This window comes from Paracoccus rhizosphaerae (assembly GCF_026162645.1).
Lineage (GTDB): Bacteria > Pseudomonadota > Alphaproteobacteria > Rhodobacterales > Rhodobacteraceae > Paracoccus > Paracoccus rhizosphaerae.
In genome coordinates this window covers 1-22,067 of record NZ_JAOTBE010000011.1, presented here as the reverse complement: position 1 = coordinate 22,067, position 22,067 = coordinate 1, and the positions used below count along the sequence as shown (strand labels likewise).

21 protein-coding genes and 1 pseudogene are annotated in these 22,067 nt (G+C 66.3%); 15 read left to right on the top strand and 7 right to left on the bottom strand.

All coding sequences use genetic code 11. The features are described 5' to 3' along the window. Window positions 1–5 precede the first annotated feature (5 nt). On the bottom strand, window positions 6–1,214 hold the full coding sequence (locus tag OC184_RS06330; RefSeq protein WP_265506338.1) for a penicillin-binding protein activator: 1,209 nt from the start codon (window positions 1,212–1,214) through the stop codon (window positions 6–8). A 110-nt stretch (window positions 1,215–1,324) separates the two neighbouring features. Here OC184_RS06330 and rsmI point away from each other — a divergent pair, with 110 nt between their 5' ends. From rsmI to gshB, 3 genes are read left to right on the top strand one after another with little or no spacing between them, the layout of a single operon-like run. Then, the gene (gene rsmI, locus OC184_RS06325) at window positions 1,325–2,230 is read left to right on the top strand and encodes a 16S rRNA (cytidine(1402)-2'-O)-methyltransferase (RefSeq protein ID WP_265506337.1); all 906 of its coding nucleotides are present in this window, start codon (window positions 1,325–1,327) and stop codon (window positions 2,228–2,230) included. Continuing rightward, window positions 2,227–2,598 (top strand): YraN family protein, encoded by a 372-nt coding sequence (locus tag OC184_RS06320; RefSeq protein WP_265506336.1) that lies wholly within the window; start codon window positions 2,227–2,229, stop codon window positions 2,596–2,598. Before rsmI ends, OC184_RS06320 begins: the two co-directional genes overlap by 4 nt. Window positions 2,599–2,658: 60 nt before the next feature. After that, on the top strand, window positions 2,659–3,609 hold the full coding sequence (gene gshB, locus OC184_RS06315; RefSeq protein WP_265506335.1) for a glutathione synthase: 951 nt from the start codon (window positions 2,659–2,661) through the stop codon (window positions 3,607–3,609). 628 nt (window positions 3,610–4,237) lie between these two features. On the opposite strand, the gene OC184_RS06310 is transcribed toward gshB, so the two are convergent. Beyond that, the gene (locus tag OC184_RS06310; RefSeq protein WP_265506334.1) at window positions 4,238–5,752 is read right to left on the bottom strand and encodes a YifB family Mg chelatase-like AAA ATPase; all 1,515 of its coding nucleotides are present in this window, start codon (window positions 5,750–5,752) and stop codon (window positions 4,238–4,240) included. A gap of 127 nt (window positions 5,753–5,879) precedes the next feature. Between OC184_RS06310 and coaBC the strand changes: the two genes are divergently transcribed. From coaBC to uvrB, 11 genes are all read left to right on the top strand, one after another. Then, a complete protein-coding gene (gene coaBC, locus OC184_RS06305; protein WP_265506333.1) occupies window positions 5,880–7,070 on the top strand; it encodes a bifunctional phosphopantothenoylcysteine decarboxylase/phosphopantothenate--cysteine ligase CoaBC in 1,191 nt (396 codons plus the stop codon). Beyond that, window positions 7,067–8,122 carry a cysteine desulfurase family protein gene (locus tag OC184_RS06300; protein ID WP_265506332.1) on the top strand — a complete coding sequence of 352 codons (1,056 nt, stop codon included), beginning with the start codon at window positions 7,067–7,069 and terminating at the stop codon, window positions 8,120–8,122. Before coaBC ends, OC184_RS06300 begins: the two co-directional genes overlap by 4 nt. A 68-nt stretch (window positions 8,123–8,190) precedes the next feature. Further along, entirely contained in the window at window positions 8,191–9,711 is a 1,521-nt protein-coding gene (gene sufB, locus OC184_RS06295) for a Fe-S cluster assembly protein SufB (protein ID WP_265506331.1), read from the top strand. Continuing rightward, window positions 9,708–10,022 carry a heavy metal-binding domain-containing protein gene (locus OC184_RS06290; RefSeq protein ID WP_265506330.1) on the top strand — a complete coding sequence of 105 codons (315 nt, stop codon included), beginning with the start codon at window positions 9,708–9,710 and terminating at the stop codon, window positions 10,020–10,022. The genes sufB and OC184_RS06290 overlap by 4 nt, the downstream gene beginning before the upstream one ends. A 10-nt stretch (window positions 10,023–10,032) precedes the next feature. Continuing rightward, on the top strand, window positions 10,033–10,788 hold the full coding sequence (gene sufC / locus OC184_RS06285) for a Fe-S cluster assembly ATPase SufC (RefSeq protein WP_265506329.1): 756 nt from the start codon (window positions 10,033–10,035) through the stop codon (window positions 10,786–10,788). Next, window positions 10,788–12,119 (top strand): SufB/SufD family protein, encoded by a 1,332-nt coding sequence (locus tag OC184_RS06280; RefSeq protein ID WP_265506328.1) that lies wholly within the window; start codon window positions 10,788–10,790, stop codon window positions 12,117–12,119. Before sufC ends, OC184_RS06280 begins: the two co-directional genes overlap by 1 nt. Beyond that, window positions 12,092–12,607 carry a hypothetical protein gene (locus OC184_RS06275; RefSeq protein WP_265506327.1) on the top strand — a complete coding sequence of 172 codons (516 nt, stop codon included), beginning with the start codon at window positions 12,092–12,094 and terminating at the stop codon, window positions 12,605–12,607. Before OC184_RS06280 ends, OC184_RS06275 begins: the two co-directional genes overlap by 28 nt. After that, window positions 12,604–13,197 carry a Yip1 family protein gene (locus OC184_RS06270; RefSeq protein WP_265506326.1) on the top strand — a complete coding sequence of 198 codons (594 nt, stop codon included), beginning with the start codon at window positions 12,604–12,606 and terminating at the stop codon, window positions 13,195–13,197. Before OC184_RS06275 ends, OC184_RS06270 begins: the two co-directional genes overlap by 4 nt. After that, entirely contained in the window at window positions 13,194–14,405 is a 1,212-nt protein-coding gene (locus OC184_RS06265; RefSeq protein ID WP_265506325.1) for a cysteine desulfurase, read from the top strand. Before OC184_RS06270 ends, OC184_RS06265 begins: the two co-directional genes overlap by 4 nt. Before the next feature lie 98 nt (window positions 14,406–14,503). Next, window positions 14,504–15,721 (top strand): NAD(P)/FAD-dependent oxidoreductase, encoded by a 1,218-nt coding sequence (locus OC184_RS06260; protein WP_265506324.1) that lies wholly within the window; start codon window positions 14,504–14,506, stop codon window positions 15,719–15,721. Window positions 15,722–15,776: 55 nt separating this feature from the next. Further along, window positions 15,777–17,963 carry an excinuclease ABC subunit UvrB gene (uvrB, locus tag OC184_RS06255; protein ID WP_265506323.1) on the top strand — a complete coding sequence of 729 codons (2,187 nt, stop codon included), beginning with the start codon at window positions 15,777–15,779 and terminating at the stop codon, window positions 17,961–17,963. On the opposite strand, the gene OC184_RS06250 is transcribed toward uvrB, so the two are convergent. Both OC184_RS06250 and OC184_RS06245 read right to left on the bottom strand, forming a co-directional pair. Further along, window positions 17,960–18,250 carry an I78 family peptidase inhibitor gene (locus tag OC184_RS06250; protein WP_265506322.1) on the bottom strand — a complete coding sequence of 97 codons (291 nt, stop codon included), beginning with the start codon at window positions 18,248–18,250 and terminating at the stop codon, window positions 17,960–17,962. The genes uvrB and OC184_RS06250 overlap by 4 nt on opposite strands. A gap of 55 nt (window positions 18,251–18,305) precedes the next feature. Beyond that, on the bottom strand, window positions 18,306–18,830 hold the full coding sequence (locus OC184_RS06245; protein WP_265506321.1) for a superoxide dismutase family protein: 525 nt from the start codon (window positions 18,828–18,830) through the stop codon (window positions 18,306–18,308). 119 nt (window positions 18,831–18,949) lie between these two features. Here OC184_RS06245 and OC184_RS06240 point away from each other — a divergent pair, with 119 nt between their 5' ends. Continuing rightward, on the top strand, window positions 18,950–19,261 hold the full coding sequence (locus tag OC184_RS06240) for an ETC complex I subunit (protein ID WP_265506320.1): 312 nt from the start codon (window positions 18,950–18,952) through the stop codon (window positions 19,259–19,261). 112 nt (window positions 19,262–19,373) lie between these two features. On the opposite strand, the gene OC184_RS06235 is transcribed toward OC184_RS06240, so the two are convergent. The 3 genes and pseudogenes from OC184_RS06235 to OC184_RS06225 all read right to left on the bottom strand — a co-directional run. Next, complete coding sequence (locus tag OC184_RS06235; RefSeq protein WP_265506319.1) at window positions 19,374–20,249, bottom strand: YihY/virulence factor BrkB family protein; 876 nt, start codon at window positions 20,247–20,249, stop codon at window positions 19,374–19,376. Between the two features lie 70 nt (window positions 20,250–20,319). Next, the gene (locus OC184_RS06230; RefSeq protein ID WP_265506318.1) at window positions 20,320–21,489 is read right to left on the bottom strand and encodes an AI-2E family transporter; all 1,170 of its coding nucleotides are present in this window, start codon (window positions 21,487–21,489) and stop codon (window positions 20,320–20,322) included. A 419-nt stretch (window positions 21,490–21,908) separates the two neighbouring features. Further along, a pseudogene (locus OC184_RS06225) lies at window positions 21,909–22,067 on the bottom strand (IS256 family transposase); the annotation flags it as partial.

The window sequence follows — 22,067 nt, the reverse complement described above, 5'->3', positions numbered from 1 at the left end:
GTCCCTTACGACCCGAAGCCTCGGGTGCTGCGCGGCGCGGGGTCGAGCACCACAAGCTGGTTGTTGCGGATGGTGGCAACCGCAAGCCCGCGCTGGACCGTGCCGTCGCGCTGCAGCCGGAAGATGCCGCCCACGCCCGAGAACCCGGCCGGCTGCGTCAGACCCGACGTCGCCAGCGCATTGCGCTGTCCGTTGCGTACCAGCGACGACACGGCGGCGACGCCGTCATAGCCCAATGACGCCAGCGGGTGCGGCGCCTCGCCATAGGCCTGGGCATAGCGGGCCTCGAACTGGCGCTGCAGGGTCTGGTCGGGGATCGCGAACCACCCCTCGGCCAGTTGCGGCAGCTGCAGGCGGTCGGCCGGCTGGTCCCACCGGGTCAGGCCCATCATCTGCGCGACGGGCGACCGGACGCCCGCCTCGGCCAGCTGCTCGGTCAGGTAGGGCAGGACGGCCTGGTTGTTGGCGGTCATGAAGATGGCGTCCACCTGGTCGGACTTCGCGGCCTCGGCGATGCGCGGCGTGACCGCGTCGATGCCCGAGATCGACACCGGATGGTTCACGCGCCCCGCCAGCCGCGCCCCGTTGCGGGCGATGGCGGTCTCGATCGCGCGGCCGCCCAACTGGCCCGCGATGTCGTCCTCGGCCACGACCAGCACGTTCCGCTTGCCCTGGTCCACGCCATAGCCGACCAGCCGGTCGGCGATGTTCTCGAAGCTGTTGCCCAGGATGAAGACGTTGCCGCCGGCCACCTGGGTGTTGTTGGAAAAGGTCAGGACGTTGATGTTGCGCGGCAGCATCGCGTTGCCGACCGCGTTCGCGCCCTCGGCGAACAGCGGCCCGAGGATGATCTGCGCGCCGGCGTCGGCGGCGGCGTTGGCCTGCGCGACCGCCGTTTCGGTCGAGGCGCCGACATCATAGATCCGCAGGTCGATTGTCGCCCCCTGCGCGTCGGCCGCCGCCATCCGAGCGGCGTTCTTGATGCTGCGCGCCAGCCATTCGAGGTCTTGGGAGCCGGTGCCGCCGGGCGCCAGAAGCGCAATCTGGACAGGCTCGGACGGGTCGATCATCGGCCCGGTCTCGGGGCCCGTGGCCTGACCGGCCCCGCCCATGGGTTCGCATGCCGCAAGGAACAGGGCCGAGACCACCGTGGCCGTTTTCAGCAGCGCGCGGTGCAGACCCTGGGCAGGCCGGGTTGTGGCGAAGGCGAACATGTGAAACTTCCTGCTTTGTGATAAGAACGCTCGCGGATGACGGCAGCCTAGGACCTGCATCCGCGATTGGCAATCAGCGCCGGCCCCCTCCGGCGCCGAACGGAGGCAGGATGAGCGACCGCAGCGACAGACCCTTGGGCGAACCTCCGCGCCGACTATCCGCGCATGTCGAAGCCGCGCGTCTTGATCCGGGGCTGTATCTGGTCGCGACCCCCATCGGGGCTGCGCGCGACATTACCCTGCGGGCGCTTGATGTGCTGAACAGCGCCGACCTGCTGGCGGCCGAGGATACGCGCGTGCTGCGCCACCTGATGGACATCCACGGCATTCCCCTGCGGGGGCGGCGGATCCTGTCCTATCACGACCATAACGGCGACCGCGCCCGCCCGGCGCTTCTGGCGGCGCTGGCTGACGGAGGCAGCGTGACCTATTGCTCGGACGCGGGAACGCCCCTGGTGGCCGACCCCGGATATCGCCTGGCGCTGGATGCGGCCGAGGCGGGGGCGCGGGTCCACGCTTTGCCCGGCCCCTCGGCCGCGCTGGCGGCGCTGAGCGTGGCGGGCCTGCCAAGCGACCGCTTCCTGTTCCTGGGCTTCCCGCCCTCGACCGCCACGGCACGGCAGACCTGGCTGCGAGGCTGGATGGCGGTCGATTCGACGCTGATCCTCTATGAAAGCCCGCGCCGCGTTTCGCGCTGCCTGCAGGACATTGCCGCGATCGACCCGGCCCGCATCGCAGTCGTCGCCCGGGAGCTGACCAAGAAGTTCGAGGAGGTGATCCGGGGCGCCGCCGGCGACCTTGCCTCCGATCCCCGGATGGAGGCGCTGAAGGGCGAGGTGGTCATGGTCCTCGACCGTCCCTCGGCCGTCGAGGTGGACGACGACCGCCTGCGCACCGTCCTTTTGCGCCACATGGCCACGATGTCGGTCAAGGACGCTGCCCGCGAAACCGCAAAGGAACTGGGCCTGCCCCGGCGCGACGTCTATCAGCGCGCGCTGGCGCTGTCGGGCGAATGACGCAGCTTCGCCGCCAGCGCGGCCGCGTGGCCGCCACCGCAGGGCGCATGGCCGAGGAGAACGTCCTGCGTGCCTATAAAGGCGCGGGCGCCGATCTTCTGGCCGAACGCTGGCGCGGCCGGGCCGGAGAGATCGACCTGATCCTCCGTGACGGTGACGACATTGTCTTCGTCGAGGTGAAGGCCGCCGCCACCCATGCCGAGGCCGCCGCACGCCTGCAGCCCGCCCAGATGCGCCGGATCATGTTGGCCGCCTGCGAATACTGCGAGACGCAGGGGCTTGGTCAGGTCACCATGCGGTTCGACGCGGCGCTGGTTGATGCGACGGGCCGCGTCGATCTGCTGAGGAACGCCTTTGGAGAGTTCTGACGCAGGCTTGCATCCGTCCGGACCGCGGGCCACAACAGGCGCGCATTTCAGGAGGTGCAGATGAGCCTTTACGTCGCCTTGCAGATGGACCCGGTCGAGCATGTCTCGATCCATGCCGACAGCACCTTCCGCATCGGGCTCGAGGCCCAGGTCCGGGGTCACCGGCTGTTCCAGTACACCGTCGACCAGCTGCGCTATGACGAGGGCCGCGTGATCGCGCGCGGCCGGCCCATCACGCTGCGCCGAGAGGCTGGCGCCCATGTCGATTTCGGCGACTGGGCCGACGTCGACGCCACCGATTTCGACGTGATCTGGCTGCGCCAGGACCCGCCCTTCGACATGGCCTATGTCACCTCGACCCACCTTCTGGACCGGGTGCACAACCAGGCGCTGGTCGTGAACGATCCGTTCTGGGTCAGGAACTGCCCCGAAAAGCTGATGGTGCTGGATTTCCCCGACCTTACGCCGCCCACGATGATTGCTCGCGATCCGGCGGCCTTCCGCGCCTTCCGCGCCCGCCACGGAGAGATCATCGTCAAGCCGCTTTATGGCAACGGCGGGGCAGGGGTCTTCCACCTGCGCCCGGGCGATCCGAACCTGTCGGCGCTGCTGGAAACGTTCGCAGGCATCAATCGCGAGCCAATGATCGCGCAGAAGTACCTGCCCGCCGTCGTCAAGGGGGACAAGCGCATCATCCTGGTGGATGGAGAGCCTGTCGGCGCGATCAACCGCGTCCCGCAGGAAGGCGAGGCCCGGTCGAACATGCATGTCGGCGGACGCGCCGAACAGGTCGGCCTGACCGAGCGCGAGCGCGAGATCTGCGCCCGCATTGCCCCGGTCCTGCGCGAGAAGGGCCTGATCTTCACCGGCATCGACGTGATCGACGGCTGGCTGACCGAGATCAACGTGACCTCGCCCACCGGCATCCAGGAGCTGGAACGGTTCGACGGCATCAACGCCGCCGAGGCCATCTGGCAGGCCATCGAGCGTCGCATCCTGGCCCGCGGCTGAACCTTCTCACGCCGGCAGCGGTCTTGCCGGCAGCGGTCTTGCCGGCGGCTGTTCTTGCACGCTGCGCCTTGGAGGCTTCACCTGCGGCACGGTGGTTTCCTAAGCTATAGCGACGGCCTTCCGGTGTGGGCGGAGCAGGCATTCCTGGCGGACCAGGGTTTCTGCAGCGCCGTGCCAAAGTCACGATCGCAGGTGATTGACAGATCGCGCCTCACGCTGCCCGAGCCTGTCCAAGGTACCCGGTACGGATGCCAGTGGACTGCATCATACATATGCGGCGGAACAAGTGACTGCGAAGCGGGGGCGATGAGCGCCCGAGATCCTTCATAGCAAAGCCGCAAATTACGCTGCATCAGCTATGTGGCTTTGGGCAGTGCCACCAACAGCAATGTCATGGCGGTATGAGGCGCGGAGCATCCGCTTGAGTGGATGAATTGTTGTCTATGCGCGACTGCGACTGTCGACGCTTCGTGCATTCCGACAAGCTCAGGAATTCTGCTCACCTGATAGGGGAATCACACCCAAGGATCGGCAGACTGAAGGGCAGAAAAATGCTATCAGCCTCGGCGACCATGTGCCGGTGCTGGTGACCGATTTGATCCAGTGCAGGCAACACGAGCCGGTCATTTCAGCCGCCGGCAACGAATGGCAAGCGATAGCTGATTGCCTCGGCCAGATGGTGGGTCAGCACGCGTTCGGATGCCTCGAGGTCGGCGATCGTCCGCGCGGCGCGCAGGATGCGGTGATAGCCGCGGGCGGTAAGGCCCAGCCTCTCGGCGGCCTTGTGCAGCAGCGCGCGGCCGGCATCGTCTGGCAGGACGAGCTGGTCCAGCAGCGCGGCCGGCATGTCGGCGTTGACGGCGACGCCGGGGTGATCGCGGAAGCGGCGCGTCTGGATCTGACGCGCGGCGGCCACGCGCGCCGCGACCGTCGCCGTGCTGTCACCTGTCGGCGGCAGGTCCAGGTCGTGCAGGCCGACGCCCGGAACCTCCAACCGCAGGTCGAACCGGTCCATCAGCGGCCCCGAGATCTTACCCATGTAGGTTCCACCGCAGACGGGCGCGCGTGCGCAGGCGCGGGCCGGATCGGCCAGATAGCCGCAGCGGCAGGGGTTCGCGGCCGCCACCAGCAGGAAGCGCGCCGGATATCGGACATGGGCGCTGGCGCGAGACACGAAGACCTCTCCGGTCTCGATGGGCTGGCGCAGGTTGTCGAGGACCCTGGCCTCGAACTCGGGCAGTTCATCCAGAAAAAGGACGCCGTTATGGGCCAGGCTGATCTCTCCGGGTCGGGCCTTGGCGCCGCCGCCGGTGATTGCGGGGCCGGATGCGGTGTGATGCGGGCTTTGATAGGGCGCCTGGCGCGAGATGCGGCCGTTCTTCAGAAGACCGGCCACCGAATGGACCATCGAGGTTTCCAGCGCCTCCTGCGGAGTCAGGGGCGGCATCAGCCCCGGCAGCCGCTGCGCCAGCATCGACTTGCCAGCACCGGGCGGCCCGACCATCAGCAGATGGTGTCGCCCCGCGGCGGCAATCTCCAAGGCGCGCTTGGCGCGTTCCTGGCCGCGCACTTCGGACAGGCAGCGGTGGTCGGCGGGGTCTGCCATGTCTCCGGGTCGGGCGGGGGACAAGGGGCTGCGGTCGGTCAGGTGGTCGACGACGGCGCGCAGCGTATCGGGGGCGAAGACCGGGACCGCGTCGATCCATGCGGCTTCAGCGCCGCAGGCGCGGGGGCAGATCAGGGCGCGGTCTTCCTCGGACGCGGCGACGGCGGCGGGCAGGGCACCTGTGACGGCCACCAGCCGTCCGTCAAGCGCCAGTTCGCCCAGGGCCACGCAGCGGGCGACCTCTTCCGCCGGCACGATCTGCAGCGCCGCCAGGATCGCCAGCGCGATCGGCAGGTCGAAATGCGAACCTTCCTTGGGCAGGTCGGCTGGCGACAGATTGACCGTCAGCCGCTTGTTCGGCAGCGCGATCGCCAAGGCGCCGAAGGCCGCGCGGACACGTTCCTTCGCCTCGCTGATGGCCTTGTCGGGCAGACCGACGATGGAGAACCCTGGCAGTCCCGCGGCGACGGCGCACTGCACCTCGACCAGTCTGGCCTCGACCCCGACGAAGGCGACCGAATAGGCGATGGCGACCATGAAACCCCCGTTCAAGATGCGGAATGGTTAACGGCCAGCCGCTTAAGAAAGCGTTAACGGCCAAGGCTTCCTTGCGGGAGGGCCGGGGCGGCGCTATCTGTGCAGCGTGACGCGGGCCGAGGGAACTATGCAGGGCAAACGCATCTTGCTGATCGTGGGCGGGGGGATCTCGGCCTACAAGATCCCGCAGCTGGTCCGTTTGATCCGCGGCGCGGGTGCGGCGGTGACGCCGGTCCTGACGACGGCGGGCGCACAGTTCACTACGCCCATGACATTGTCGGTTCTGGCCGGAGAGCCGGTGCACGACACGCTGTGGGACCGCAATTCCGAGGCCGAGATCGGACACATCCAGCTGTCGCGCCAAGCCGATCTTGTCGTCGTGGCGCCGGCAACGGCGGACCTGATGGCGAAGATGGCGCAGGGGGCGGCGGGCGATCTCGCCGCGACCCTGCTGCTGGCGACGGACAAGCGGGTGCTGATCGCGCCGGCGATGAACGTCCGGATGTGGGACCATCCGGCGACGCGACGCAACCTGGCGACGCTGCAGGGCGACGGCATCCTGACGGTCGGCCCAGACAGCGGCGACATGGCCTGCGGCGAATACGGCCTCGGCAGGATGGCCGAGCCCGAGGCGATCCTGGCCGCGATCAGGCTGGCGCTGGCCGACGGGCCGCTGAAAGGCCGGCACGTGATCGTCACCTCGGGTCCCACGCATGAGCCGATCGACCCAGTGCGCTATATCGCCAACCGCTCCAGCGGCGCGCAGGGGGCGGCGGTGGCCGCGGCGCTGCGCGACCTGGGTGCGCGGGTCAGCTTCGTGACGGGTCCGGCCTTGGTCCCGCCGCCACAGGGCGTTGACGTGGTTGCGGTCGAGACGGCGCAGCAGATGCGCGACGCGGTCGAGGCCGCGCTACCCGCAGACGCCGCCGTGATGGCCGCCGCCGTGGCGGACTGGCGCGTCCTGAACGGCAGCGAACGGAAGCTGAAGAAGGATGGCAGCGGCCGTCCGCCGGCGCTTGAGATGGCCGAGAATCCCGACATCCTGTCCTGGATCAGCCAGGCGCCGCAGCGCCCGCGCCTTGTTGTGGGTTTTGCCGCGGAAACGGATGACGTGACGGCAAATGCGACCGCCAAGCGGGCGCGAAAGGGCTGCGACTGGATCGTCGCCAACGATGTCAGCCCCGGCACCGGCATCATGGGCGGCTCGGAGAACGCAGTGACCTTGATCACCGCCGAGGGGGCCGAGGATTGGCCGCGCATGGCCAAGGGCGCCGTGGCGGCCCGCCTGGCCGCCCGCATTGCGGAGACCATCGGATGAGAACATACCTGGACTGGAACGCCACGACGCCGCTGCGCCCCGAGGTGAAGGCCGCGATGGTCGAGGCGATGGAGATCGGCGGCAATCCGTCATCGGTCCATACCGAGGGGCGCGCGGCCAAGAGGGCGCTGGAACGCGCCCGCGAACAGGTCGCAGCCGCACTTGGGGCCGAGGGGGCGGACGTCGTCTTCACCTCGGGCGCGACCGAGGCGGCGGCCATGGTGCTGGCGGGGCGCGAGGTCCGCTGTGCCGCCGTCGAGCACAGCGCGGTGAAGGCCTGGTGCAATGCGACGCTGCCGGTGGACCCGGACGGGGTCGTAACGGTCGATGACCCGGCGACGACTAGCCTGCAGCTGGCCAACAACGAAACCGGTGTCATGCAGGACCTGCCGCAGGGTCTGGGTTCCAGCGACCTGACGCAGGCTTTCGGCAAGGTGCCCTTCGCCTTCAACTGGTTGGGCGTGACGGCGGGGTTCGTCAGCGCGCACAAGCTGGGCGGCCCCAAGGGGATCGGCGCGCTGATCCTGCGGAAGGGCACCGACATGGCGCCGCTGATCCGTGGCGGCGGTCAAGAGCAGGGCCGCCGCGGCGGGACCGAGAACCTGATCGGCATCATGGGCTTTGCCGCGGCCGCCACGGCGGCACAACGCGACCTGGACGCGGGCCTCTGGGCCGAGGTCGAGGCGCGCCGGGACGCGCTGGAGGCGCGGCTGCTGGACATTGCGCCGCAGGCGATCATCGCCGGAAAAGGCGCCCGGCGCTTGCCGAACACCACCTGCCTTCTTACATCGGGGTGGAAGGGTGAAACGCAGGTCATGCAGATGGATCTGGCGGGCTTTGCCATATCGGCAGGCTCAGCCTGTTCGTCGGGCAAGGTCAGGGCCAGCGGGACGCTGCAGGCGATGGGTTACGACAATCAGCTTTCGCAATCGGCGATCCGGATCTCGATAAGCCCCACTTTGGGCGACGATCAGATCAACCGATTTGCGGATGCCTGGGAAAAGGCTTATGCACGCTGGCGCGACAGGAATATGGCGGCGGCGTCGGTTTGACGACGGCCGATATCGGCCCGCGTGAGGACATGTCCGGGCAGGGGCCCGCGACCGAGGAAGGATACAGGATGACGGCGACCACCGATCTTGACGTGCGCGAAGGCGTCGACCGCGAAACGGTCGAGGCCGTTCAGAACATGGGCAGCTATAAATATGGCTGGAACACCGAGATCGAGATGGAGTACGCCCCCAAGGGCGTCAACGAGGATATCGTCCGTCTGATCTCCAAGAAGAACCGGGAACCGGAATGGATGACCGAATGGCGGCTGGAGGCCTATCGCCGTTGGGTCACCATGTCCGAGCCAAAATGGGCGATGCTGAACTATCCCAGGATCGACTATCAGGATCAGTACTACTACGCCCGCCCGAAAAGCATGGAAGACAAGCCCAAGTCGCTGGACGAGGTCGATCCCAAGCTGCTGGCGACCTATGACAAGCTGGGCATCCCGCTGCGCGAGCAGATGATCCTGGCCGGGGTCGAGGGCGCAGAGGCCGCGCCGGCCGAGGGCCGCAAGGTCGCCGTGGACGCCGTCTTCGACAGCGTCAGCGTGGGCACGACCTTCAAGGATGAATTGGCGAAGGCCGGCGTCATCTTCTGCTCGATCTCGGAGGCGATCCGCGAGCATCCCGAACTGGTGAAGAAATACCTCGGCTCTGTCGTGCCGCAGTCCGACAACTACTTCGCGACGCTGAACAGCGCCGTGTTCTCGGACGGAAGCTTCGTCTACATCCCTGAGGGCGTACGCTGCCCGATGGAGCTGTCGACCTATTTCCGCATCAACGCGGAGAACACCGGCCAGTTCGAACGGACGCTGATCATCGCCGACAAGGGCAGCTATGTCAGCTATCTGGAAGGTTGCACGGCACCCAAGCGTGACACGAACCAGCTGCATGCGGCCGTGGTCGAGATCGTGATCCTCGAGGATGCCGAGGTGAAGTATTCCACCGTCCAGAACTGGTTCCCCGGCGACGAGGAAGGCAAGGGCGGCATCTACAACTTCGTCACCAAGCGCGCCGATTGCCGGGGTGACCGGGCGAAGGTCATGTGGACGCAGGTCGAGACCGGATCGGCGATCACCTGGAAATACCCGTCCTGCATCCTGCGCGGCAACGAAAGCCAGGGCGAGTTCTATTCCATCGCCATCGCGAATAACTTCCAGCAGGCTGATACGGGCACCAAGATGATCCATCTTGGCAAGAACACCCGGTCACGCATTGTGTCGAAGGGGATTTCGGCGGGGCAGGCGCAGAACACCTATCGCGGTCTGGTCACCATGCACCCGCGCGCGACGAACAGCCGCAACTATACCCAGTGCGACAGCCTGCTGATCGGGGACAAGTGCGGGGCGCATACCGTCCCCTATATCGAGGTGAAGAACACCAGCAGCCGCGTAGAGCACGAGGCCACGACCAGCAAGGTGGACGACGACCAGCTGTTCTACTGCCGTCAGCGCGGCATGGACGAGGAAGAGGCCGTTGCCCTGGTCGTGAACGGCTTCTGCCGCGAGGTGCTGCAGGCGCTGCCGATGGAATTCGCCATGGAAGCGCAGTCGCTGGTCGCGATCTCGCTGGAAGGGTCGGTCGGATGATCGTCACCACCACGAACAACATCGAGGGCCATCGCATCACCGCCTACCACGGTGTCGTGGTCGGCGAGGCGATCATGGGTGCCAATGTCGTGCGCGATTTCTTTGCGCAGATAACCGATATCGTCGGCGGCCGCTCGGGTGCATACGAGGCCAAGCTGGCCGATGCGCGGGCGATCGCCTTTCGCGAACTTGAGGAGCGTGCGCGCGCCCATGGCGCCAACGCCGTCGTCGGCGTCGATCTGGATTACGAGGTCGTCGCGGATTCCATGCTGATGGTGTCGGCCTCCGGCACCGCCGTCACCATCGACTGAGGTCAGAAGAATGCTGAAAATCAACAACCTGCACGTCAAACTTGAAGAAGAGGACAAGCAGATCCTGAAGGGTCTGTCGCTGGAGGTTCCGGCTGGCGAGGTCCATGCGATCATGGGCCCGAACGGGTCGGGCAAGTCGACGCTCTCCTACGTGCTGTCGGGCCGCGACGGCTACGAGGTGACCGGGGGCGAGGCGACGCTGGACGGCGAGAGCCTGCTGGACATGGAGCCCGAGGAGCGTGCCGCCGCCGGCCTGTTCCTGGCGTTCCAGTATCCGGTCGAGATTCCGGGCGTGGGCAACATGACTTTCCTGCGCACTGCCGTGAACGCGCAGCGCAAGGCGCGCGGCGAGGAAGAGCTGTCCTCGGGCGAGTTCCTGAAGGTCGTCCGTGCCAAGGCGGCCGAACTGCAGATCAGCCCCGAGATGCTGAAGCGCCCGGTGAACGTCGGCTTTTCCGGCGGTGAGAAGAAGCGCAACGAGATCCTGCAGATGGCGATGCTGGAGCCGCGCATGTGCATCATGGACGAGACCGACTCGGGTCTCGACGTCGATGCGATGCGGCTGGTTAGCGAGGGTGTGAATGCGCTCCGCAGCCCCGACCGCAGCTTCCTGGTCATCACGCATTATCAGCGCCTGCTGAACCACATCCAGCCCGACGTGGTCCACATCATGTCGAACGGCCGCATCATCAAGTCCGGCGGCCCCGAGCTGGCGCTGGAAGTCGAAGAGAACGGCTATGGCGATCTTCTGGCGGAGGCCGGCTGATGTCCGATACCGCCGTCAAGACCAAGGTTCAGCAGACGCCCCAGGTGTCCGGCGCGCCAAAGCCCGCCGACGCGCTGGACGCGCGGCTGGCTGCGCTGGACCTGCCGCAGGGCGCTTTCGCCCCGGCGCGGGCCGAGGCGCTGGCGCGCTTTCGCGATATGGGCCTGCCGGGGCCGCGCGACGAGTACTGGCGCTATACCGACCCGCGCCCGTTCAACGCGCCCGAACCTTCGCCGCTGACCGTCGAGGCCGCGCTGGAATCGCCGCTGTTCGCGGAGCGCGACAAGCTGACGATCGTCTTCGTGGACGGCCGGTTCGACGCGGCGTCCTCGGACGACCTGACGCTGGAAGGGGTCGAGATTGACACGCTTGCCCAGGCCGGCGACGGCCACTGGGCCGCGGACCTGTTCGGCAGGCTGGAGGCCGCGGGTCAAAAGCCGGTCGAGCGCCCGTTCGCCGCGCTGAACACAGCCGCCGCGCATGACGGCCTGCTGATCCGAGTGACCGGCAAGCCGTCGAAGCCCGTGCACGTGCTTCATCGTCGTCGCGCCGCCGATGCCGATGCGATGTGGCACCACGTCGTCCGCGTCGAATCCGGGGCCGAGCTGACGTTGCTGGAAAGCGGCATGGTCGGCGCTCGGTCGAACGGCGTGGTCGAGGTCGATCTGGCGCCTGGCGCCAAGCTGCACCACGTGGCGGCCAAGCGGGCGGTCGATCCGCGCGTCGGCCTGTCGCATGTCTTCGCGCATGTGGCCGAGGGTGCTGCGCTGAAAAGCTTTACCCTCGCCGTCAATGGCCAGCACATGCGCAACGAGGCTGTGATTGACATGGCCGGCGACGATGCGGTGGCCCATGTGGCGGCGGCCGTCCTGGGCGATGGCGATGTCGGGCCGTTCCACCACGACGACACGGTCTTCATCACCCACGGCGCCGAGCGCGGCGAAAGCCGGCAGGTGTTCAAGAAGGTGCTGAAGAACGGGGCCACGGGCGTCTTCCAGGGTAAGATCCTGGTCAAGCCCGGCGCACAGAAGACCGACGGCTATCAGATCAGCCAAGCGCTGCTGCTGGACGAGGCGAGCCAGTTCCTGGCAAAGCCAGAGCTTGAGATCTATGCCGACGACGTCAAGTGCTCGCATGGTTCGACCACCGGCGCCATTGACGAGGACGCACTCTTCTACCTCCGCTCTCGGGGGGTGCCGAGAGAGCGGGCGATCGTCTTCCTGGTCCTGTCCTTCCTGGCCGACGCGCTGGAAGAGGTCGAGGATGAGAGCCTGCGCGACGAGATCAACGAGCGGCTGGACGCGTGGCTGACGACCCGACCGCAGATCTGACGCCACGCGGCGGCATGGCGCAGCGCGTGCTGCGCAGCTGGTGGGCGCCGCGCCCGGTGGTGCGGGGCCTGTCCGGCATGCCTGACCGGGTGCTGCTGATCGTGCTGATGCTGGCGATGCTGATCACGCTGGTGGCGCAAGCCCCCGGCCACGCCAGGGCGGCGCAGCTGGACCCGTCGATTCCAATGGATGCCCGCATGGGTGGCGCGGTGCTCGGTACGATCTTCATGATGCCGCTTCTGTCATATGCAGTGGCCGGGCTGATATCGGTGCTGTCGCGGGCGACGCCTTGGCACATCGACAGCCGCCGGTCGCGGGTGGCGCTGTTCTGGGCGCTGCTTGCGGCCTCTCCGGCGACGCTGCTGGCGGGGCTGGTGGCCGGGCTCATTGGTCCGGGGCCCGAACTGACGCTGACGCGCGCCATCGCCGGCGCGGGGTTTTTCTTCATCTGGTGTTCCGGCATCTCGGCCCTTGCGAGACGTGCATGACCTCTGACGACTTCAAGACGCTGGCGCGCCGGACCCTGTCCGAGCCTGAACAGGCTGCCCGCTGGCTGATCGCGCAGGATTGGCCGATGCAGGCGCGCTGGATGGCGCTGGTTCTGGCCGTGTCCGTGTCGGGTGTGCTGGCCTATGTCTCGACGCTGGCCTTCCCCGTTCCCGAAGGCGAGGTTCCGGCCATGCTGGGCATGAGCCGCCAGCCCCTGGTGCTGGCGGGCATGCAGATGGTCGCGATCGTCCTGGGCGCGGGGCTGATGGCCGGTGTGGGACGCATGTTCGGCGGCCACGGCCGGTTCGAGGACGCGCTGCTGCTGACCGTCTGGATCGAGATCATGCTGCTGATCGTCCAGGCGGCCCAGATCGTCCTGTCACTGGCGCTGCCCGCGCTGGCGGGCATTCTGGGCATCCTTGCGGTGGCGTTGTTCCTGTGGCTGACGGTGCAGTTCACCAAGGCGCTGCACGGCTTCACCAGCGGACCCAAGGTGCTGCTGGTGATGTTCGCCACGCTGCTGGCCATGGGCTTCGTGCTGTCCTTCATTCTGGCCGCGCTCGGCCTCATGCCGGAGATGCCGCAATGAGCTTTGACGTCAACGCCGTCCGAGCCGACTTTCCGATCCTGTCGCGGCAGGTGAACGGCCGCCCGCTGGTCTATCTGGACAGCGGCGCCAGTGCGCAGAAGCCGCGTCAGGTGATCGAGGCAATCACCCGCGCCTATGAGGGCGAATATGCCAATGTGCACCGCGGCCTGCACTTCCTGTCGAACCTGGCGACCGACAATTACGAACGCGTCCGCGGCATCATCGCGAGGTTCCTGAACGCTCCGCGAGAGGATGAGGTGATCTTCACCTCGGGATCGACGGAAGCGCTGAACATGGTCAGCTATGGCTGGGCCGCGCCGCGCCTGCAGGCCGGGGACGAGATCGTGCTGTCCCTGCTGGAGCATCATGCCAACATCGTGCCGTGGCATTTCCTGCGGGAACGCCAGGGTGTGGTCCTGAAATGGGTCGAGCCTGAACCTGACGGCAGCCTGCCGCCGGAAAAGGTTCTGGCCGCCATCGGCCCGCGCACGCAGATGATCGCCGTCACGCATATGTCGAACGTCACCGGGACCGTGGTCGATATCGCCGGCATCAGGGCGGGCACCGACCTGCCGATGGTGGTGGATGGCAGCCAGGCTGCGGTGCACATGCCGGTGGACCTTTCGACCTTGGGGGCGGATTTCTACTGCATCACGGGACACAAGCTCTATGGTCCGTCTGGGTCGGGGGCGATCTGGATCAGCGCCGACCGGCAGGCCGAGATGCGGCCCTTCATCGGCGGCGGCGACATGATCCGCACCGTCACGCGCGACGCCGTGACCTATGCCGACCCGCCGCTGAAGTTCGAGGCTGGCACCCCCGGCATCGTCAACCAGATCGGGCTTGGTGCCGCCCTGGAATATCTGATGGACTTGGGCATGGAGAACATCGCCGCACATGAACGCGGGTTGCGAGACCATGCGCGCGACCGGCTGCGCAGCCTGAATTGGCTGCAGGTCCAGGGGGACGCGCCCGGCAAGGGGGCGATCTTCTCGATGACGATGGAGGGCGCGCATGCCCACGACATCTCGACCATCCTGGACAAGAAGGGCATCGCGGTCAGGGCCGGCACCCATTGTGCCATGCCGCTTATGGAGCATCTGGGAATCAGCGCCAGCGCGCGGGCCAGTTTTGCCATGTACAACACCCATGAGGATATTGACGCTCTTGTCGAAAGTTTGACCTTCTGCCGCGAGCTTTTCGCCTGAATCTTGCAAAGATTCGGGCGCACGCCGAAGATTGCCCGAAAAAACTTGCCCGGCGCCGGCAATGTCTGCATCCCTGACCTATCAGCAAGGGGGCAGGCATGGCCGAGGTTCTGGTTCTGGGTGCGGGTATGGTGGGCGTCAGCACGGCGCTGGCGCTGCAGGCGCGGGGGCATGACGTTACCATCGTCGAGCGCGGCGTGCCGGGCCGTGAGACCAGCTATGGCAATGCCGGCCTGATCCAGACCGAAGCGGTCGAGCCCTATGCCATGCCGCTGGCCCCCGGTGCGCTTCTGCAGATCGCCATGGGGCGGGGCTATGACGTCAAGTGGACGCCGCAGGGGCTGATGTCGCAGCTGGGCGCGGTGCTGACCTATGCACGCAACTCTCTGCCGGCGGCGCACAGGCGTGCCTCGGTGACCTGGGGCAAGCTGATCCGGCAGTCGACCGAACGCCATGGCCCGTTGATCGCGGCAGCCGGCGCCGACAACATTATCCGCCGCAACGGCTACATCGAGCTTCACCGAACGCCCGCCAAGATGGACAAGGCGCGGCAGACGGCCGAGCGGTTCCGGAGCGAATTCGGCGTCGAGGCGCGGCTGATGGACAGGCAAGAGCTGCAGGCGCTGGAGCCGTCGATCAGGACCCGCGTCGAGGGCGCGACCCACTGGTCCGACAGCTGGAACTGCGCCGATCCGGGCGGGCTTGTCGCGGCCTATGCGGCGCTTTTCCAGAAGCGCGGCGGCCGGATCGTTAACGGCGACGCGGGCGATCTGCACCGCAAGGGCGCGGCCTGGGTCGCAGACGAGGTCAGCGCCGAACATGCCGTTGTGGCACTTGGCCCGTGGTCGCCCATGGTGACGGAACGCTTCGGGCTGCGCGTGCCGATGGTCTACAAGCGCGGCTATCACCGGCATTACCACATGGAGATGCCGCCCCATCACCCGATCGCGGACTTCGGCAACTCGGTCGTGCTGTCGCCCATGCGCCGTGGCCTGCGGATCGCCACCGCGGCAGAGCTGACCCCGCATCCGCGGCTGTCCCCGCCGCAGTTGAAGCATGGCGAGAGGGCCGCGCGCGAGCTGTTCGACATCGGCGCCCCGGTCGAGGCCGAGCCTTGGACTGGCCGCCGCCCATGCATGCCCGACATGCTGCCGCTGGTGGGCCGCGTTCCTGACCAGCCGAACCTGTGGGCGCATTTCGGGCATGGGCACCAGGGCTTCACCCTCGGCCCCGTCACGGCCGAGATCCTGGCCGATGAGCTGGACGGAAAGCCCGGCTGGCAGGAACTTCAGCCGGCGCGCCTGAAACGCGGTTGAAGTTCGCGCAGGTCGCGCACATCTTGGGGTCAACTCCGAACGGATCAGGAACCCCATGGGTCACAACAACACCAGCGCCCCCGTGCTGCGCTTTCCGGAAGTCACCCGCCCCAAGCTGGAAGGCGGCAAGCGTTTCGTGATGAAGTCAGAATTCTCGCCCGCCGGCGACCAGCCGACGGCGATCCGCGAACTGGCGGCGGGCGTGATGCAGGGGGAGCGCGACCAGGTGCTGCTGGGCGCGACTGGCACCGGCAAGACCTATACGATGGCCAAGGTGATCGAGGAGACTCAGCGCCCCGCGATCATCCTGGCCCCGAACAAGACCTTGGCCGCGCAGCTCTATGGAGAGTTTAAGGGTTTCTTCCCCGACAACGCCGTCGAATACTTTGTCAGCTACTACGACTACTACCAGCCCGAGGCCTATGTCGCGCGGTCGGACACCTATATCGAGAAGGAGTCCCAGATCAACGAGGCCATCGACCGGATGCGCCACAGCGCCACGCGTGCGCTGCTGGAGCGTGACGACGTGATCATCGTCGCCTCGGTCAGCTGCATCTATGGTATCGGCTCGGTCGAGACCTATTCTGCCATGACACAAGACATGATCGTCGGTCAAAGTTATGACCAGCGAGAGTTCCTGGCCCAGTTGGTCGCGCAGCAATACAAGCGCCTTGATGCCAGCTTCCAGCGTGGCGGCTTCCGTGTGCGCGGCGATCTTGTCGAGGTCTGGCCCGCCCACCTTGAGGATCGGGCCTGGCGGTTCGACTTCTTCGGCAACGAATTGGAGGCGATCACGGAATTCGATCCGCTGACAGGGACAAAGTCCGACAGCTTCAAGCAGATCCGCATCTATGCCAACAGCCACTACGTGACACCGCGCCCGACGATGCAGCAGGCCATCAAGGGCATCAAGGCCGAGCTTCAGGGCCGCTTGAAGCAGCTTCAGGATGAGGGCAAGCTGCTTGAGGCGCAGCGGCTTGAACAGCGGACGAATTTCGACATCGAGATGCTGGAGTCCACCGGCGTCTGCAACGGCATCGAGAACTATTCGCGTTATCTGACCGGGCGCGCACCGGGCGAGCCGCCCCCCACGCTGTTCGAGTTCATCCCCGACAACGCCATCGTCTTCGCTGACGAAAGCCATGTCAGCGTGCCGCAGATTGGCGGCATGTACCGGGGCGACTTCCGGCGCAAGTTCACGCTGGCGGAACACGGCTTCCGCCTGCCCAGCTGCATGGACAACCGCCCCCTGAAGTTCGAAGAATGGGACGCCATGCGGCCCCAGTCCGTCTTTGTATCAGCAACTCCCGCCCAATGGGAGATGGACCAGACCGGCGGCGTCTTCGCCGAACAGATCATCCGCCCGACCGGCCTTCTGGACCCGCAGATTGAGATCAGGCCCGTCGAGATGCAGGTGGACGACCTTCTGGATGAGGTGCGGCGCGTGACGGCGGCGGGTTATCGCACGCTGGTCACCACCCTGACCAAGCGCATGGCCGAGGATTTGACCGAGTACCTGCACGAGCAGGGCATCAAGATCCGCTACATGCACAGCGACATTGACACCATCGAACGGATCGAGATCCTGCGCGACCTGCGCCTTGGAGCCTTCGACGTGCTGGTGGGCATCAACCTGTTGCGCGAGGGTTTGGACATTCCCGAGTGCGGATTGGTCGCCATCCTGGACGCCGACAAGGAGGGCTTCCTGCGGTCAGAGACCTCGCTGATCCAGACGATCGGCCGGGCGGCGCGGAATGCCGACGGGCGGGTGATCCTCTATGCCGACCGTATGACCGGCAGCATGGAGCGTGCCATCGCCGAAACCGAGCGGCGGCGCGAGAAGCAGATGGCATACAACGAGGCGCACGGGATCACGCCGCAGACCGTCCGCAAGAACGTCGAGGATGTGCTCGCGGGACTGTGGCAGGGCGATACCGACCAGTCGCGCATCACCACCAAGGTCGACAAGCCGCTGATCGGCGCGAACCTGGCCGCTCACCTCGAAGCGATGCGCGCTCAGATGCGCAAGGCCGCCGAGAACCTTGAGTTCGAGGAGGCCGCGCGGCTGCGAGACGAGGTCAAGCGTCTGGAGGCGGTGGATCTGGCGATCGCCGACGATCCGATGGCGCGGCAATCCGCCATCGACGAGGCGGCCGAGGCTGCAGTACGCAGCTCGGGTCGTTCGACGGCCGGTCGTGCGGGACAGCGTGGCGGCAACAAGCGGTCGAAGCGCGGTCGTTAGCCGCAGGCAATGCCCGTGACCCAGCCCTTGGGGTCGACATACATCGTCAGCCGGGCCGGGTTATAGTCGCGGGTCATGACGCCTGGGGTCATCACCTCTCGAACGCGAAGGCTCGGCGGCAGCAGGATCTCTCCGACGTTGCGGCCGACCAGCGCCTGATGCTCGGCGGGATCGCAACTGCGGGACGCCACGTCATAGGGGTTGCCGCCGCAGGCCGATACCGCCAACAGGGCGGCGGGGAGGGTGGCGGCACCGATGCGGCGGGCGAAACGGGGCAGGGCGGTCATGGTGATCCTCGGCTTTCAGGCGGGCGCCCCCGCCCTGTCGGGCGGGGGGGCGGGCTTACTCCGCAGCGGCCAGGACGCCGCAGGCGATCCGGTCGCCGGCATCGCCGGACGGCTGGCTTTCATAGTCGTCAGTGCCGCCGTGGATGATGAAGGCCGTGCCATCATCATCGTTGATCACATCGGCTGTCAGTTCGGGCGCGAAATGTTCGACCATTACTTCGCCGCTGTCGGGGACGTGCAGGTTCGGCAGATCGCCCACATGCGGGCCGGTTTCGGTCATGATGCCGTGGTCCTGCCCTTCAAGCGCCAGGTGGCCGCCAGCGCTTTCGAAGCTGGGGCCCTCGCAGGCGCCGGTCTGGTGCAGGTGGACAGCGACCTGGCCGGGCGGCAGGCCCTGCAGATCCAGCGTGACCAGGGCATAGCCCGACGCGGTCGGCTGAACCGTCACGGTTCCGTGGTCGGTGCCGTCCGCCGCAGCGACCTGCGCGGTAAAGCTTTCGGAGGCGGCGTCCTGGGCACTGACGGCGCCTGCGGACAGCATCAGGACGGCAAGGCTGGCGGAGAGAATTTTGTCGGTCATCGGAAACTCCTCAGTCGCGTTCAGCAGTCTGAACGTCTGTAGGCGTGCGATGTTCCCGGGGCTTGATCCGGACCGGCTATTTCGCGATATACCGGTGACCGAAGCCGAAGGACAGCCCCATGCTCGTGCGCATCTATCAGCCATCCAGGAACGCCATGCAGTCCGGGACCGCCCGCACAAAGGGCTGGATCCTCGAGTTTCCGCCCGCCGACGCGCGCGAGCTTGACCCGCTGATGGGCTGGACCAGCAGCCAGGACACGCAAAGCCAGGTCCGCCTGCGCTTCGACAGCCGCAAGCAGGCCGAAGACTATGCCAAGGAGCATGGGCTGGACTTCGTCGTGCAAGAGCCCCATCGCCGCAGTGCCAACGTCCGCCCGCGTGGCTATGGAGAGAACTTCGCCACCGACCGGCGCACACCCTGGACGCACTGACGCCAACTGTCTCCTGCTGCGACGATCACGCATGATCAGGCGTGACCTTCCACATGCCCGCTGGACGTCTTGACGGGACCTCCAGCGTATCAGCTCGATCTCGGTGTCTCCATCAGGGGTCGGGCAGTTCCTTTTCCCCCTTCCGCTTCCCTTCCTTGCTGTGATGCTCCAGCAGGGCATTTATCTCGGAGCCGACCAGCATCACGAAGCCCGCGATATACAGCCAGAACATCAGGATGATGACCGCTCCGATGCTGCCATAGGTTGCGTCATAGGTGCCGAAGTTGCTGATATAGAGGGAAAAGAGCAGCGACGCGACGACCAGGACGATGGTGCTGAATACGCTGCCAGGCGTGATGAAGCGGAAGCGCTGCTCGACGTTCGGACCGAACTTGTAGAAGAAGGCGTGTCCCAGAAGCAGCGCGCAGAGGATGACGATCCAGCGCAGGACAGCGAAGGCGGTGGCCAGTGACGCCGATGTGCCGAACCTCTCGGTCACCCAGTGTTCCAAGCTGCCGCCGGCGACGATCAGCGACATCGCACCCAGGACGAAGACCCCGAACAGCAGGCTGAGCACGATCGCGGTGAAGCGGCCACGGACCAGGCTGCGCGCCTCCTTGACGCCATAGGTGATGTTGAGCTGCTGCATGATCGCATACATCCCCGATGACGCGATCCACAGCGTCGCAAGCAAGCCGAAGGACAGCGCGCCGCCACGCTGCTGCTGCGTCACCTCGGTCACCACATCCTGAAGCAGGACCGCAGCCTCACTTGGCAGGGCCTGCCGAAGCAGGTCCATGATGGTGGTGTCGATGTCGGCGATCGGAAGATAGGGAATGACGCTCATCAGGACGATCAGCCCCGGAAAGATTGCCATGGTCAGGAAGAAACCAAGCGCCGCTGCGCCATTGAAGACATTGTCGTCGTTGATCGAGGCGACAAGTTCGCGAAGGAACCGCTTGGGCCCGAGGTCTTGGATCCGGATCACTGCGGACCTCCTTTTTCACATCAGTCAGCCTCGATGTCCTTGAAAGCCTGTGGACCGGTGCCGAAGCCCCTCAGCCGCCAGACTGGCTGGCCCGCCGGTCCAACCCCTCCATGTCCGTCTCATTGCTCAGCATCAGGGCGAAGGGGCGCAGCGATTCGATATGGGCGCAGATGATCATCGTGGCGATCGTAACGGGCACGGCAAGGACGGCCCCGGCGATGCCCCAGATCCAGCCCCAGACCAGCAGCGTGATCAGCACCACCAACGATGACAGCGACACCTGCCGGCCCTGCACGCGCGGGTCGACATAGTTGCCCATCACCTGTTCGATCGCGAAGATGCCGGCACCCACCATGACCGCCGTGCCGGGATCCTTCTGGACCAGAGCATAAAGCACCGGCAGCACCCCCGAAATGAGCGAGCCGAGTGTGGGGATATAGTTCAGAAGGACCGTCAGCAGGGCCCAGACCACCAGCAGGTCGATCCCGAAGATCCACAACCATGCGACATAGAGGATCGCCGTCAGCACGCCCAGGATCGTGCGGGCCAGAAGATACCGGCGCAACAGGCTGGCGATGACGGCCGTTGACTCGTGGACATCCTGGCGCGTTCCGCCGTCGGACACGGCGGCGACCTTTTTTTGCCACTTGGGCGCCTCGATCAGCATGATCAGGGTCAGGAAGATCACCAGAACCGTCGCGAACAGAGCCGAACTGGCCGCCCTGAGGATCTGCATCGCAATGCCGGATGCCCAGCTGCCCAGGTTCTCGACGACCGTGCTGCCGGCGTCGGGCAGAAGTTCCCGAAGTCCCTCCATCATGCCGTAGGAGGGGGTGGCCCGGTCACTGCCGGTGGCACCCGCGCCGCTGGTGGACCCTCCGGCCGGGTCACGTATTTCCTGTCCGAACTGCGGCAGGAGGCCGCCGCTGCCGCTGCTGTCGGGGAACCTCTCGACCACCTGCTGAGCCGCCACCCAGATCATCGCGGCGAAGACCAGCAGCGCGACCACGACTGCGCCGATTGCCGCAAGATGGCCCAGCCAGCTGACCTTGTCCGGCACCCTTTCTGACACCATCCGGTCCAGCGGCGCGACCAGCAGGGCGAGAAATACCGAAAACACCACCGGAACCATGAATGCCGCCGTCGCATGCAGCGCCCAGCCGGTCAGAATCACGGTGATGGTGCCCAGCAACAGCAAAAGGGAATGGCGGGTCCGCTGCGGGTTTGTCTGGTCGTTCATTCCTGCCTCGTCTGGTTCAGGCTCTCTCGCGCCTGACGGGAGCCTCCGGTCGGATAAGGTTCATAGTCCTACCAACAGCTTGATCTGTCGGATGTTCCTGGGGTTTCCGGTTCCGCGCGACATCGATCGGCTTGGCACCTCGGGCGGCGCCAGCCAAGGGTGGGACGATTGCGGAGGGCCAGCCAGCGGCCGGGTCCGGTTGGCGGTAAGGCGGCTGCTGGCGATGCTCGTTTGGCATCCTCAACTGGCAGCGAAGGCAGTCCAGCCGTCTTTGCGGAAGGTCGCGGCAGGTGGCGCGGAGCTAGTTCGCAGACTGAAACACCCGGACCAAGGGCCGTCGGTGCGAGGGTGCCAGTGGCGACTGCCTGGGAGTGTCCTGAACTTTGTGTATCTGGCCCGGTCCATGCCGTTTGGGACACTCAAGCGTCGAAGCGTTCGCTAAACGTTATGGCGAACTGACTGCGAACCACTCGCGGACATTCCGGCCGTCCTTCTCGTAGTTTCGGATGGTCAGGTAGATCAGCTTGGTCGCGGCCTCATCCGTCGGGAATGACCCACGGGTCTTGATCGATTTCCGG

What these genes read in the sequence shown, in the direction of transcription:
- OC184_RS06265 (WP_265506325.1), top strand. Translation starts at nt 13,194, where the DNA reads ATGAGCTTTGACGTCAACGCCGTCCGAGCCGACTTTCCGATCCTGTCG.
- gshB (WP_265506335.1), top strand. Translation starts at nt 2,659, where the DNA reads ATGAGCCTTTACGTCGCCTTGCAGATGGACCCGGTCGAGCATGTCTCG.
- OC184_RS06310 (WP_265506334.1), bottom strand. Translation starts at nt 5,752, where the DNA reads ATGGTCGCCATCGCCTATTCGGTCGCCTTCGTCGGGGTCGAGGCCAGA.
- OC184_RS06240 (WP_265506320.1), top strand. Translation starts at nt 18,950, where the DNA reads ATGCTCGTGCGCATCTATCAGCCATCCAGGAACGCCATGCAGTCCGGG.
- OC184_RS06260 (WP_265506324.1), top strand. Translation starts at nt 14,504, where the DNA reads ATGGCCGAGGTTCTGGTTCTGGGTGCGGGTATGGTGGGCGTCAGCACG.
- sufB (WP_265506331.1), top strand. Translation starts at nt 8,191, where the DNA reads ATGACGGCGACCACCGATCTTGACGTGCGCGAAGGCGTCGACCGCGAA.
- OC184_RS06330 (WP_265506338.1), bottom strand. Translation starts at nt 1,214, where the DNA reads ATGTTCGCCTTCGCCACAACCCGGCCTGCCCAGGGTCTGCACCGCGCG.
- rsmI (WP_265506337.1), top strand. Translation starts at nt 1,325, where the DNA reads ATGAGCGACCGCAGCGACAGACCCTTGGGCGAACCTCCGCGCCGACTA.
- OC184_RS06250 (WP_265506322.1), bottom strand. Translation starts at nt 18,250, where the DNA reads ATGACCGCCCTGCCCCGTTTCGCCCGCCGCATCGGTGCCGCCACCCTC.
- OC184_RS06245 (WP_265506321.1), bottom strand. Translation starts at nt 18,830, where the DNA reads ATGACCGACAAAATTCTCTCCGCCAGCCTTGCCGTCCTGATGCTGTCC.
- OC184_RS06320 (WP_265506336.1), top strand. Translation starts at nt 2,227, where the DNA reads ATGACGCAGCTTCGCCGCCAGCGCGGCCGCGTGGCCGCCACCGCAGGG.
- OC184_RS06300 (WP_265506332.1), top strand. Translation starts at nt 7,067, where the DNA reads ATGAGAACATACCTGGACTGGAACGCCACGACGCCGCTGCGCCCCGAG.
- OC184_RS06280 (WP_265506328.1), top strand. Translation starts at nt 10,788, where the DNA reads ATGTCCGATACCGCCGTCAAGACCAAGGTTCAGCAGACGCCCCAGGTG.
- OC184_RS06230 (WP_265506318.1), bottom strand. Translation starts at nt 21,489, where the DNA reads ATGAACGACCAGACAAACCCGCAGCGGACCCGCCATTCCCTTTTGCTG.
- coaBC (WP_265506333.1), top strand. Translation starts at nt 5,880, where the DNA reads ATGCAGGGCAAACGCATCTTGCTGATCGTGGGCGGGGGGATCTCGGCC.
- OC184_RS06270 (WP_265506326.1), top strand. Translation starts at nt 12,604, where the DNA reads ATGACCTCTGACGACTTCAAGACGCTGGCGCGCCGGACCCTGTCCGAG.
- uvrB (WP_265506323.1), top strand. Translation starts at nt 15,777, where the DNA reads ATGGGTCACAACAACACCAGCGCCCCCGTGCTGCGCTTTCCGGAAGTC.
- sufC (WP_265506329.1), top strand. Translation starts at nt 10,033, where the DNA reads ATGCTGAAAATCAACAACCTGCACGTCAAACTTGAAGAAGAGGACAAG.
- OC184_RS06290 (WP_265506330.1), top strand. Translation starts at nt 9,708, where the DNA reads ATGATCGTCACCACCACGAACAACATCGAGGGCCATCGCATCACCGCC.